The organism is Grimontia sp. AD028, from assembly GCF_000973155.1.
GTDB classification, from domain to species: domain Bacteria; phylum Pseudomonadota; class Gammaproteobacteria; order Enterobacterales; family Vibrionaceae; genus Enterovibrio; species Enterovibrio indicus.
Genome location: NZ_LASY01000089.1, coordinates 1 through 11,853 on the forward strand (window position 1 = coordinate 1; position 11,853 = coordinate 11,853).

Here is an 11,853-nt window from a genome sequence, read left to right on the forward strand (position 1 = left end):
AGCCTCTGCCTTGCATAAAGTCGCCACAAACTGCTGCAAAAATCATCACCAAAGGTCAACAGACCCTAGATTCTGGTCATTATGACGTTCGGTACAAAGGTGAGCGTTGGGGACTTTCAGTGAAGCGCTACAGCAACGGACATGCGGTAAAAGTTTACGCAGAGTCTCTGGCGGGGTCTGATTTTATCAGTGGGAATTTGTATCTTGTTGATGATATCTGGCCGTTGAGGCCCTGCGAAATGCCGAGAGAGAAAGTGATGTCATTTATCCTCGGTTTCGAGCTGCAAAAATAACAAAGCCCGCGTTTGCGGGCTTTGTTATTTCATTGGTGTTTTTCGCAATCTTCACTGCGAATGGTTCGCTCCAGAACCGGGCGTCCGCGTGCATCGCGGAAAAGAAATTTGTAACTAACACCTCTTTCCATCAAAGAATAAATCTCACTGTCAGAACAATAAGTTTCTTCTAATCCATCGACAAGAGCTGCTGGAGCTAAATCACCACCTCCTGAATAAATTAATGTCAGCTCTACTTCGGTGCTGTTGGACTTTGCACGGACTAGATTATAGTGTTCAAATTGCTCTGGGGTTGAGTTGCTAATAATATCTGCACGCTGCGCAGCAAAGGATTCCGCTATCTCGAGATCTGAAGTGCTTGAACAGGCCGAGAGCACCAGTGCTGCGGCACTCATCAGCGCGATACGTCCTGTTTTAAGAGTCTTTCGCATTGAACATTCCTGTGCGTTTAATCTGCCGCTGAAATTACGCGGGCAAAACTTTTTTAAATGGCTTCACGATAACGTCTTTGTAGACGCCCGCCTCGATATAAGGGTCTGCATCTGCCCATGCTTTGGCATCTTCCAAGCTATCAAACTTAGCAATCACGGTTGAGCCAGTGAAACCCGCTTCGCCTGGATCTTCACTGTCGACAGCTGGATTTGGGCCTGCCACCAGAAGACGGTCTTGAGCTTCCAAATCGCGTAAACGGGCGAGGTGTTGTTCCCTCACTTGCATTCTTAACGGCAAACTGTTTTCAACATCTTGTGAAAAAATGACGTACCACATCCGTGCTTTCTCCGAGTTTTTCTCGCCTAGTGTCTTCGGCCTATTGTATGCAAGGCTACACGATTGCGCAGGCAAGTTTTTCTGATTTATGACTTATTTATCGGTCTTGGGCGCCCGTCACCATCAATAGCAACATAATTGAACGTTGCTTCACAGACTTTGCGGCGGGTTCCAATGCCGTCTGTTGCCACGGGTTTCACCCATACTTCCAGGCTTACACTCATCGAAGTTCGGCCAATACGGGTGCATTCACCATAACAACAAACGACATCGCCCACTGAGACAGGAGTTTTGAACACAATTTCCTGAACAGAGACGGTAACCACGCGACCGTGGGAGATCTCCTTCGCCAAAATGGCACCAGCTAAATCAAGCTGGGACATAATCCAACCGCCAAAAATATCACCATTAGCATTGGTGTCAGCGGGCATAGCAAGCGTTCGCAGTAAGAGTTGACCGCGAGGGCAATTATTCGTTTCCGACATGATACGACTTCCGGGAAATGAAATTGAAAAAGGGTGAGCCTAATCACCCTTAGAGTGATTTATATGCGAGTTATTGTTCTTCTGAATCGGTTTCTTTTGGCATGTGCTTGTAGATGTAAACACCGCTCACCATGGTAAATACCAACGTCAATGCTAACAAACCAAACACTTTGAAATTCACCCAAACATCCAGTGGCATTTGATAGGCAACATAAACGTTGAGTACCGCCAACGCCGCGAAAAAACCAACCCAGGCTGAGTTGATGTTTCGCCACACATTGTCTGGCAGTGTAATTTCTTTGCCAAGCATGCCTTTGATAAGTGGTTTACCCAGAACCTGAGAAACCATCAACCCAATGGCAAACAGGGCGTAAACAATCGTTACTTTCCATTTGATGAAATTGTCATCTTGGAAAAACAGCGTCATGCCGCCGAAAACAGCCACCAATACCGCTGTGACTATCTGCATCTTCTCGACTTTTTTGTAGAGCACCCATGTAATGGCGACTTGAATGATTGTCGCGACAATCAGCGCTCCCGTTGCCGTGTAGATGTCGTACATCCTATAGAGCGCGAAGAAGATAATGAGCGGGATAAAGTCGAGAAGCTGTTTCATTCAGAGAGTGATCCTTGTGGCAGAGCTTTAGGCTTGCTCAATAAGACCCAAAGTTTACCGAAAACTTCTGGCAGTTAAAACGCAAAGGAGCCAGAGAAAAGAAAAGGCCATCGGACGATGGCCTTAAATATCGGAGATCTGGGACGGCTTCGTTTTACTTGGTTGTTGCGGCTTTCATGTTTGCAACGAACTCGCCAAGCTCTTTCAGCATGTTTGCTTCATCAGCAACATTACGCTCGATGATTTTCACCACAGCTGAACCTGAAATCGCCCCCGCAGCGCCTGCAGTAATCGCTTCTTTAACTTGAGCTGGCTCTGAAATACCAAAGCCCAGTAAAGGACGAGGTGCATCGAACGCCGACAGTTGAGCGAGCAGGTGCTCAATTGGCTTACCGGCTTTGGTTTCTGCACCGGTAACGCCAGCACGGGAAAGCAGGTAAGTGTAGCCACCGCCAAGTTCAGAAATGGTTTTCAGGGTTTCTTCGTTCGCGTTCGGTGGTGCGATAAAGATGGCGTGAACACCATGTTTGGCAGCGGACTCGCGGAACTCGGCAGATTCGCCTGCTGGCACATCAGCAATCAGCACCGAATCTACGCCAGCTTCTGCGCATTTTGCATAGAAGTTATCGATGCCGTTAGCGAAAACCAGGTTTGCATACATCAGAAGGCCAACAGGAATATCAGGATGACGCTCACGCACCTCCTTCAGAATGCTGAAGCAATTGTCCGGCGTAGTGCCAGATTCCAATGCACGAATGGTTGCGCCCTGAATGGTTGGGCCATCGGCCAGTGGATCTGAGAACGGAATACCCAGCTCCAGCGCGTCAGCACCATTTTCAATCAGCGTTTCAATGATACGCAGTGATTGCTCTGGATTTGGATCGCCAATGGTGACAAAAGGAACGAATGCGCCTTCACCTTTAGCATCCAGCTTTTCGAACATCGCTTCATAGCGGTGAGACAAGGTAGCAGCCATTACATCACTCCTTTTTCTTTCAAAATGTCGTGGACAGTAAAGATGTCCTTGTCACCGCGGCCTGACAGGTTCACTACAAGCAGCTGCTCTTTTTCTGGGTTTTCTTTTGCCATCTTCAGCGCATACGCCAAAGCATGAGCAGATTCCAGTGCAGGAATAATGCCTTCGTGACGAGCCAGTTCCTGGAAAGCATCCAGCGCTTCGTCATCGGTAATTGCCACGTATTCGGCGCGGCCAATAGAATTCAGATGCGCATGCTGAGGGCCAACCGATGGGAAGTCGAGACCTGCAGACACAGAGTAAGACTCTTCTACCTGACCATTTGGATCCTGCATCAGTGGCGCTTTCATGCCAAAGAAGATGCCGAGTTTACCGTGTTTAAGCGGTGCACCATGCTGGTCTGTGTCCAGACCCAGACCTGCAGGCTCAACGCCAATCAGGCCTACATCGGTTTCTTCGATGAAATCAGCGAACATACCAATGGCGTTAGAACCACCGCCCACACAGGCGATAACGTTATCAGGTAGGCGGCCTTCGATTTCCAGAATTTGCTGCTTGGTCTCTTCACCAATCATCTTCTGGAATTCGCGAACAATTGTCGGGAATGGGTGAGGACCTGCAGCCGTGCCTAGCAGGTAGTGGGCTTCTTCGTAACTTGCAGACCAGTCACGCAGCGCTTCGTTGCAGGCATCTTTCAGAGTTGAAGAGCCAGAATGAACAGGGATGACTTCTGCGCCCATCAGTTTCATGCGGAATACGTTCGGGCTTTGACGTTCAACGTCCTTCGCGCCCATGTATACGCGGCATTTCAAATCCAGCAGGGCACAAGCCAGCGCCGTAGCAACGCCGTGTTGACCAGCGCCAGTTTCGGCAATGATTTCTTTTTTGCCCATACGCTTAGCCAGTAGCGCCTGACCCAAAACCTGATTGGTTTTGTGTGCACCGCCGTGAAGCAGATCTTCACGCTTCAGGTAAAGTTTGGTTTTCGTCCCTTTGGTCAGGTTGCGACAAAGGGTGAGGGCAGTAGGACGACCTGCATACTCTTTAAGAAGAGAAATGAATTCTTCCTGAAAAGCTGGATCGTTCTGTGCGTCAATAAACGCTTGCTCCAGTTGGTCTAACGCTGGAACCAGAATTTGAGGAACATACTGTCCGCCAAACTCTCCAAAATAGGCGTTCAACTTAGTCATAACAGTCCTTAGTAATCTCTCAGCGCCGTAAATGCAGCGTCCAATTTGTCTTTATCTTTGATACCCGGTTCGCTTTCCACGCCCGAGTTAAAATCGAGTCCCGCACAGCCGATTTGCGCGGCTTCTTTCGCGTTCTCTGATGACAGGCCACCGGCCAGCATCAGGCTTTCTTTTTGTTCATCCGGCACCAAAGACCAGTCGAACTGTGTCCCTGTTCCGCCACTTTGGTTGCCGACGCGGCTGTCCAGAAGATTGCGGTCAGCGTCAGTTTCAATGTGAGGAACTGTGTTGCTTACGCCATGCGCTTTCCAAATCTGGGTGCCTTTTGGCAACTCGATACGAAGCTGTTTCACGTATTCGCTGTTCTCATCGCCGTGGAGTTGAACCGCAGCCAGACCTAGCGCTTTTGCGGTGTCAGCGACATGGTTTAGATCGTGGTTCTGGAACACGCCAACGTATTGCAGCGGCGCGCCTTCCATCACTTTTCGCGCAGCTTCCAAATCCACATAACGTGGAGACTTCTCAACGAAAATCAGGCCACCATAGTTGGCATAGGAATCATAAGCCGCTTTGGCATCTTCGGCGCGGGTTAAACCACACACCTTGTTGTCGCCGTAAAGCACACGGCGAACCGCCTGCTCGACATCGGTTTCTGCCATCAGTGAGCTACCAATCAAGAAGCCATTCGCAAACGGTGCCAATTCGCGGATTTGCTGGTGGGTATAAATACCCGACTCTGAAATCACAATGCGATCATCAGGCAGGCGAGGTGCCAGTTCTTTGGTACGGTTCAGGTCGATGCTTAGGTCACGCAGATTGCGGTTATTGATGCCAACCACTTTGGCTTCGAGAGCAATCGCACGCTCCAGTTCTTCTTCGTTACTGACTTCCGTCAATACACCAAGGTTCAGCTCATGCGCGACCGCTGCAAGTGTTCGGTATTCTTCATCGTTAAGCACAGACAGCATCAACAGGATTGCGTCGGCTTGATGATGGCGCGCAAGGTACACCTGATAGGTGTCGATCATGAAATCTTTGCAAAGCACAGGGCAAGGGACTTGAGAACGAACAATCGGCAGAAAATCGAAATTGCCCTGAAAGTACTTTTCATCCGTCAACACTGAAATCGCGGCAGCATGTTTACCGTAAACACCTGCAATGTAGTTCAGGTCAAAATCATCACGAATCAGGCCTTTGGACGGTGACGCCTTTTTACACTCAAGAATGAACTTCGCTGGGTTGCCAGAAAGCGCGTCGTAGAAGCTACGATCGCTGGGTACCACGTCGTTAATAAAACTCTCTAGTGGTTGCGACTCTTTACGCGCCGCTACCCACTCTTTTTTGTCTTCAACAATTTTTGCCAGTACCGTTTCCATTAGTTGCTCCGAGATGCCAGTTGCTGAACCAGTTCGAATGGCTTACCACTATTCATCACATCCAGCGCTTTTTGCGTGTTAGCTTTGAGATCTTCTTGTCCAAACAGACGCAGCAGTAATGCCACGTTAACAGCGACAGCAGATTGCTGTGCGTCGGTGCCTTTGCCTTGCAGAATTTGCGAAATGATTTCGCGGTTTTCTTCCGGCGTACCGCCTTTGATGGATTCAAGCGGGTAGGTCTGAACGCCAAAGTCTTCCGGCGTCAGTGTATATTCGGTTATGACACCGTCTTTGATTTCCGCGACCGTTGTTTCACCGTGAATCGCTACTTCATCCAAACCACTGCCGTGAACAACGGCTGCGCGCTTCATGTTGAGATTCAGCATGGTTTCAGCAATAGGGCGAACCAGTGATTTATCGTACACACCCATCAATTCCAGCGTTGGCTTCGCAGGGTTAATCAGTGGACCCAGCAAGTTGAAGATGGTGCGGGTTTTCATGGTTTGACGAACCGGCATCGCATGGCGAACACCGCTGTGATACTGAGGCGCGAACAGGAAGCACACGCCCAAATCATCCAGTGCACCGCGCGCGGTGTCTGGGCTCATTGCCAAGTCGATACCAAATGCAGCTAACAGGTCAGAAGAACCCGATTTGCTCGAAACACCGCGGTTACCGTGCTTGGCGACTTTCACGCCACATGCTGCGGCAACGAATGCTGCGGTGGTTGAAATATTGATGGTGTTTGCGCCATCACCGCCGGTGCCAACGATGTCTGCGAAATCGTAATCCGGTGTTGGAAATGGGTTGGCGTTTTCAGTGAGTGCAGACGCTGCACCTGCAATTTCTTCTGGCGTTTCGCCTTTGATTTTCAATGCGGTCAGCGCTGCAGACAGCAGAATTGGGTCAAGTTCGCCTTTGATAATGGTATCAAACAGCTGATGGCTTTCTTCCTGCGACAAAGATGTCTGGTCGTAAAGTTTGTTAATAATCGCTTCCATAATGCTCTCCTTGTCCTTGTCGATCAGCGCGCTTGTGTAGCCCAGTTAATGGTATTGGTTAAAAGGTCTGCGCCTTTTGTTGTGAGAATGGATTCCGGGTGGAATTGGAAACCCACGACTTTGTCGTTGTCGTTAACAACTGCCATCACCAGCCCATCCACATCCGCAATCACATCCAGTGAGTCTGGTACCTTGGTTGCAACCAAAGAGTGGTATCGGGCAATCGTCAGCGGGCTTTCGATGCTTCCAAATACATCGTGGCCGTTGTGTGTCATTAGCGAGGCTTTGCCGTGAACGATTTCACCTGCGCCGGCAACAGTACCGCCGTAAGCTTCGGTAATCGCTTGTTGGCCCAGACAAATACCAATCATTGGCACTTTGCCTTTCAGTTTTAAAATCAGCTCTGGCATACAGCCTGCTTCTGAAGGTGCACCAGGGCCTGGCGACAATACAACCACTGGGTTGTTGAGCTCAGACAGTGCCTGTTCGATTTGGTCTGCACTCAGGCTGTTTCGGTAAATCGTGACCGGGTAACCGAGTGAGCGGAATTGATCGACCAGGTTGTAAGTAAATGAATCGAAGTTATCGACGAGCACAATATGTGCATTGACCTGATTGCTCATGCTTATGCTCCTGTATGTGCTGCGCGAATGGCGGTAAGAACGGCAGCGGCTTTGCCGCGGGTTTCGTCTGCTTCTGCCTGAGGCACAGAATCAAACACCACACCTGCACCGGCTTGTACCTGAGCAACGCCATCTTCTACGTATGCAGAGCGGATAACGATACAGGTATCCATATCACCGTGACCGGTAATGTAACCGACTGCGCCGCCGTAGCTGCCGCGACGGCTTTGCTCGAACTCACGAATCAATTGCATGGCACGGATTTTCGGAGCACCCGTCAAGGTACCCATGTTCATGCAGGCTTGGTAAGCATGCAGAGCATCCAAATCATGACGAAGCTGTCCGACAACGCGCGACACCAAATGCATCACGTGACTGTACCGGTCAACTTGAAGAAGATCAGCGACATAGCGGGTACCAGGTTCACTGATGCGAGCCACATCGTTTCGCGCCAAATCAACCAGCATCATGTGCTCGGCTTTTTCCTTGATGTCGTTGCGAAGTTCAAGCTCTATGCGACCATCCAGATCAAGGTTGATGGAACCATCACTGTTTTTACCGCGATGGCGAGTACCTGCGATCGGGTAGATTTCAACTTGATTGGTGTCTTTGCTGTATTTCAGCGCACTTTCCGGAGACGCGCCAAACAAGGTGAACTCCTCATCCTGCATATAGAACATGTAGGGGCTCGGATTGCCTTGCTTGAGTTTCAGGTACGCGTTCAGTGGGGAAGGGCATGGCAAAGTGAAGCGACGGCTCGGCACGACTTGGAAAACATCGCCTTTTACCACGTAGCCTTTGAGCTCATCGACAGCATTGCAGAAATCTTCATCGCTAACGGACACGGCTACATCAACACTGTCCAGTTGCTTCGCAGAAGGCATTTCGGTTGGATTCAGGCAGCTTTCCCGAATCGCCTGTAAGCGACGGCTCAAATCAAAGTAGGTTTCGGTGTTTTCGTTGCCACCAAACTGGGTTGCCTGAAGCTTGGCTTTGCGACGCTGGTGGTCGATAACCAAAAGGGTTTCCGCAACATAAAATAGGTAGTCAGGACAACGGTTGCCGGATTCCACGTCTGGCAGCGGTTCAAATTGCGCGACTAAGTCGTAGGCAAACAAACCACCGACAAATAATGCTTCGTCTGGCAGACCATCCAGTTTGAAAGCATGCTGGACCAAACGCAGCGCATCAAAAGGAGATGGTTGGCGCAGACGGGCGTCTTCATCCAGCGTGCGGTTTTCTTCAGCAAAATGTAAGGTCAGCAGCTCAGGTTGACGCTCACTTTCAATAGCAAGTTGTTGGCTGGCGAGTTCAGCTTCAACGGCATCAAGCACGTTGTGGCCGTTTTGGCTCTTAGCTTCGAGTTCAACCGTGCGGCCACGACAAACGATACGCACTGCTGCGTCGACCAACATCAGGCTTTTGAGGTCCTGTTTGGAATCAATCTCGGCAGATTCAAGTAACAGGCTATGTGGGCGATCCTGGCAGATCGCCGCATACAGTTCAGTGGGTGCAGCGACGTATGGCACATCCAGGCTCAATACGTCGAGTTCGCCTTTATTTAAAGCGTGGTTTTTCACAGCGTTCTCCCTGCTGCTTCTACAAATGGTTTCAATTCTTGCATTAACTGCGCGAACATTTCCCCTGTCAGTGCTTGATGCCCATCTGACAGCGCTTCTGCTGGATTGAGGTGGCTTTCAACGATGATACCGTCGGCGCCTACCGCTGCTGCCGCACGAGACAATGGAATGACAAGCTCACGTACGCCGGTGCCATGACTTGGGTCGACGACCACTGGCAAGTGGCTGCGCTGTTTGATGTAAGCGACTGCATTTAAATCCAAAGTATTACGCGTTGCTGTTTCAAATGTACGAATGCCGCGCTCACAGAGAATAATGTTCGGGTTGCCAGCATCATAGATATATTCTGCCGCCAGCAACAGTTCCTCGATAGTGGCGGAAAGTCCGCGTTTTAACAAGACCGGTTTACCAGTTTCGCCCACGGCCTTTAACAATCCGTAGTTCTGCATATTGCGCGCGCCAATTTGCAAGCAGTCGATGTATTCACACAGTGAATCAACCTGGCCGACTTCCATGACTTCAGAAACGGTTGGCATGCCGGTAGCTTCACTCGCTTGTTTAAGCAGTTTCAGGCCTTCAACGCCCATGCCCTGGAAGTCATAAGGACTAGTGCGTGGCTTGTAAGCGCCGCCACGAAGGGCAACTGCGCCATGACCTTTGACGACATCTGCAACAGACATTAATTGTTGTTCGGATTCTACAGAGCAAGGACCAGCAATAACCGCGAATTTGTCGCCGCCTACGGGTACATTACCGATGCGGACCACGCTGTTGTGTGCTTGGACTTCGCGGGACACCATTTTGTATTTGGTCAGGATAGGTTTGACTTCTTCAACCAGCGGGTCACTGTCCAGATGAAGCTTCTGTAATACGCGTTCATCGCCCAATGCACCCAAAACAATGCGCTCTACACCCGGCATGTAAAGCGGCTTCAGGCCTGCGTTCTCAATCTTGTTCAGGATGTGTTTTGCTTCTTGTTCTGTTGCCTGAGGCTTTAGCACGATGATCATAATCTGAGTCCTTAGCTTGTCATTCCCAATCCAGTTTCCGGGAAAAAATAGGTACAAAAAAACCCGCGTTATGCGGGCTTGGTGTCGTCTTTCCTTGAGATATCACTCATCACACCGCCCGCTATTGGGAGTGCCACCACCAGTTAATCAGTGCTGTTTGTTGGATGAGGTTATGCTGTACCATGAAGACGAAATCCATTTGAATAAGTAATCGTGTACTAGTTAACTAGTATATGTTGGCGAAGTCAAGCAACAAATAGAAGAAAATGAATGCTATTTGATCTACATAGCCACACAACAGCGTCGGATGGGCGCTTCACACCGGAAGACTTGGTCAAGCGCGCGGTTGATTTTCGCGTCAATGTACTGGCGATTACCGATCACGATACGGTGGCAGGACTGGAAGAAGCCAAAGCAGTCGTTGCCCGTGACAATCTGCCGTTACACATCGTCAATGGTATTGAAATATCGACAGTTTGGGAAAACAAAGACATCCATGTCGTCGGTCTCAATATCGATCCTGAGTCTCCTGAATTGCAGAAACTGATCCTAGAGCAGTCAGCGCGCCGCGATGAACGTGCAGAACAAATTGCAGAACGCTTGGAAAAGCAGCGTATGCCCGGAGCGCTCGAAGGCACAAAAGCGCTGGCAGGCGATGTCGCGCTTACACGCGCCCACTTTGCCCGTTGGATGGTGGAGCAGGGGCATGTGAAAAACATGCAGGCCGTATTCAAAAAATATCTGACCCGCGGTAACCCGGGTTATGTGCCACCAAACTGGTGCACGATTCAGGAAGCCGTTGATGTTATTCACAAAGCGGGTGGTCAAGCCGTGCTGGCTCATCCTGGTCGGTATAAACTTACCGCTAAATGGCTGAAACGCCTGCTTCAGGTTTTTGTTGATGCAGGCGGTGATGCAATGGAAGTTGCACAGCCACAACAATCGCCCAATGAACGTCGTCTGCTGGGCGACTACGCTATTCAGTTCGGGTTAGCCGGTTCCCAAGGCTCTGATTTTCATTACCCTTCACCGTGGCTGGAGTTGGGTCGTAACTTATACTTACCGAAAGGTTGTAAGGAAGTCTGGGAAAACTGGTCTTTGCCCGAGATTGCCGAGGCAGAAATGTCTCATGAGGAGGAAGTGTGAGCCAATTCTTTTACGTGCATCCTGAAAACCCGCAAGCACGTCTTATCAATCAAGCTGTTGCGATTGTTCGTAACGGTGGTGTGATTATCTATCCAACGGATTCTGGCTATGCGCTGGGTTGCCAGTTGGAAAACAAACAAGCACTTGAGCGAATCTGTCGCATTCGTCGACTGGACGACAGACATAACTTCACGCTGATGTGCCGTGATTTGTCTGAACTTTCGGTCTATGCCCGCGTCGACAACAGTGCTTACCGCCTGATTCGTAACAACACGCCGGGTTGTTACACTTTCATCTTGAAAGCGACCAAAGAAGTACCTCGCCGACTGATGAATCCTAAGCGTAAAACCATCGGTATCCGTGTGCCGGACAACCAAATTGCGCTGGATTTACTTGAGGCGTTGGGCGAGCCGATGATGTCCACTTCGCTAATCTTACCGGGGAATGAGCATACAGAGTCTGATCCGGAGGCGATCCGTGACCAGTTGGAACATGCCGTCGACTGTATTCTCAACGGTGGTTACCTGGGCGAGCAGCCAACTACAGTCATCGATCTCAGCGAAGATGAGCCTGAAATTCTCCGTCGTGGTACAGGCGATACCTCTCCTTTTGAATAGGCTAGAAGAGGGGCAATTGGGCAAAAACTCTCAGTTAAATAAAATGGCTGAGTGCAAACGAAAATTGCCAGATTCAGCCATTATCGATTCCGTGAAATTATGTGGTGTCATTGTGTGCATTTTGGCATAATACGCCGTTGCCTTAGATCCGCGCTCAGTCGCGCCTCCAAAG

The 11,853-nt window shown here is 49.9% G+C and carries 14 protein-coding genes and 1 other annotated feature; of the genes, 3 read left to right on the forward strand and 11 right to left on the reverse strand.

Annotated features, from left to right (window positions below; translation table 11 throughout):
* On the forward strand, positions 1–293 hold a 293-nt coding region (locus RN22_RS18350), incomplete at its 5' end, for a hypothetical protein (protein ID WP_231590926.1).
* Positions 294–322: 29 nt separating this feature from the next.
* Here RN22_RS18350 and gspS2 read toward each other — a convergent pair.
* The 11 genes from gspS2 to aroF all read right to left on the reverse strand — a co-directional run bounded on the left by gspS2 (position 323) and on the right by aroF (position 9,918).
* Entirely contained in the window at positions 323–724 is a 402-nt protein-coding gene (gene gspS2, locus RN22_RS18355; RefSeq protein WP_046306490.1) for a type II secretion system pilot lipoprotein GspS-beta, read from the reverse strand.
* A 34-nt stretch (positions 725–758) separates the two neighbouring features.
* Entirely contained in the window at positions 759–1,061 is a 303-nt protein-coding gene (locus tag RN22_RS18360; protein WP_002540202.1) for a YciI family protein, read from the reverse strand.
* Positions 1,062–1,147: 86 nt separating this feature from the next.
* Complete coding sequence (gene yciA, locus RN22_RS18365) at positions 1,148–1,546, reverse strand: acyl-CoA thioester hydrolase YciA (protein WP_046306492.1); 399 nt, start codon at positions 1,544–1,546, stop codon at positions 1,148–1,150.
* Between the two features lie 70 nt (positions 1,547–1,616).
* Entirely contained in the window at positions 1,617–2,162 is a 546-nt protein-coding gene (locus tag RN22_RS18370; RefSeq protein ID WP_046306495.1) for a septation protein A, read from the reverse strand.
* 154 nt (positions 2,163–2,316) lie between these two features.
* Complete coding sequence (trpA, locus tag RN22_RS18375) at positions 2,317–3,138, reverse strand: tryptophan synthase subunit alpha (RefSeq protein WP_046306500.1); 822 nt, start codon at positions 3,136–3,138, stop codon at positions 2,317–2,319.
* Positions 3,138–4,328, reverse strand: coding sequence for a tryptophan synthase subunit beta (trpB, locus tag RN22_RS18380; RefSeq protein WP_002540198.1), 1,191 nt, complete (start codon positions 4,326–4,328; stop codon positions 3,138–3,140). Before trpB ends, trpA begins: the two co-directional genes overlap by 1 nt.
* Positions 4,329–4,336: 8 nt before the next feature.
* Positions 4,337–5,704, reverse strand: coding sequence for a bifunctional indole-3-glycerol-phosphate synthase TrpC/phosphoribosylanthranilate isomerase TrpF (gene trpCF, locus RN22_RS18385; protein ID WP_046306503.1), 1,368 nt, complete (start codon positions 5,702–5,704; stop codon positions 4,337–4,339).
* Positions 5,704–6,705: an anthranilate phosphoribosyltransferase gene (trpD, locus tag RN22_RS18390; RefSeq protein WP_046306505.1), complete on the reverse strand. Its 1,002-nt coding sequence runs from the start codon at positions 6,703–6,705 to the stop codon at positions 5,704–5,706. Before trpD ends, trpCF begins: the two co-directional genes overlap by 1 nt.
* Before the next feature lie 23 nt (positions 6,706–6,728).
* A complete protein-coding gene (locus tag RN22_RS18395; protein WP_046306507.1) occupies positions 6,729–7,328 on the reverse strand; it encodes an aminodeoxychorismate/anthranilate synthase component II in 600 nt (199 codons plus the stop codon).
* 2 nt (positions 7,329–7,330) lie between these two features.
* Entirely contained in the window at positions 7,331–8,908 is a 1,578-nt protein-coding gene (locus RN22_RS18400; RefSeq protein WP_046306509.1) for an anthranilate synthase component 1, read from the reverse strand.
* Complete coding sequence (gene aroF, locus RN22_RS18405) at positions 8,905–9,918, reverse strand: 3-deoxy-7-phosphoheptulonate synthase (protein ID WP_046306511.1); 1,014 nt, start codon at positions 9,916–9,918, stop codon at positions 8,905–8,907. The genes RN22_RS18400 and aroF overlap by 4 nt, the downstream gene beginning before the upstream one ends.
* Before the next feature lie 53 nt (positions 9,919–9,971).
* Positions 9,972–10,066: a sequence feature (Trp leader region), on the reverse strand.
* Between the two features lie 122 nt (positions 10,067–10,188).
* Here aroF and RN22_RS18410 point away from each other — a divergent pair.
* Together RN22_RS18410 and RN22_RS18415 are read left to right on the forward strand one after the other, a co-directional pair.
* Positions 10,189–11,064: a PHP domain-containing protein gene (locus tag RN22_RS18410; RefSeq protein ID WP_046306513.1), complete on the forward strand. Its 876-nt coding sequence runs from the start codon at positions 10,189–10,191 to the stop codon at positions 11,062–11,064.
* On the forward strand, positions 11,061–11,681 hold the full coding sequence (locus RN22_RS18415; protein ID WP_002540191.1) for an L-threonylcarbamoyladenylate synthase: 621 nt from the start codon (positions 11,061–11,063) through the stop codon (positions 11,679–11,681). The genes RN22_RS18410 and RN22_RS18415 overlap by 4 nt, the downstream gene beginning before the upstream one ends.
* The last annotated feature ends 172 nt before the right edge of the window (positions 11,682–11,853 follow it).

Bases quoted from the DNA above. Each gene is read 5' to 3' on its own strand.
- gspS2 (WP_046306490.1), bottom strand. From the start codon at position 724: ATGCGAAAGACTCTTAAAACAGGACGTATCGCGCTGATGAGTGCCGCA.
- RN22_RS18360 (WP_002540202.1), bottom strand. From the start codon at position 1,061: ATGTGGTACGTCATTTTTTCACAAGATGTTGAAAACAGTTTGCCGTTA.
- yciA (WP_046306492.1), bottom strand. From the start codon at position 1,546: ATGTCGGAAACGAATAATTGCCCTCGCGGTCAACTCTTACTGCGAACG.
- RN22_RS18370 (WP_046306495.1), bottom strand. From the start codon at position 2,162: ATGAAACAGCTTCTCGACTTTATCCCGCTCATTATCTTCTTCGCGCTC.
- trpA (WP_046306500.1), bottom strand. From the start codon at position 3,138: ATGGCTGCTACCTTGTCTCACCGCTATGAAGCGATGTTCGAAAAGCTG.
- trpB (WP_002540198.1), bottom strand. From the start codon at position 4,328: ATGACTAAGTTGAACGCCTATTTTGGAGAGTTTGGCGGACAGTATGTT.
- trpCF (WP_046306503.1), bottom strand. From the start codon at position 5,704: ATGGAAACGGTACTGGCAAAAATTGTTGAAGACAAAAAAGAGTGGGTA.
- trpD (WP_046306505.1), bottom strand. From the start codon at position 6,705: ATGGAAGCGATTATTAACAAACTTTACGACCAGACATCTTTGTCGCAG.
- RN22_RS18395 (WP_046306507.1), bottom strand. From the start codon at position 7,328: ATGAGCAATCAGGTCAATGCACATATTGTGCTCGTCGATAACTTCGAT.
- aroF (WP_046306511.1), bottom strand. From the start codon at position 9,918: ATGATCATCGTGCTAAAGCCTCAGGCAACAGAACAAGAAGCAAAACAC.
- RN22_RS18410 (WP_046306513.1), top strand. From the start codon at position 10,189: ATGCTATTTGATCTACATAGCCACACAACAGCGTCGGATGGGCGCTTC.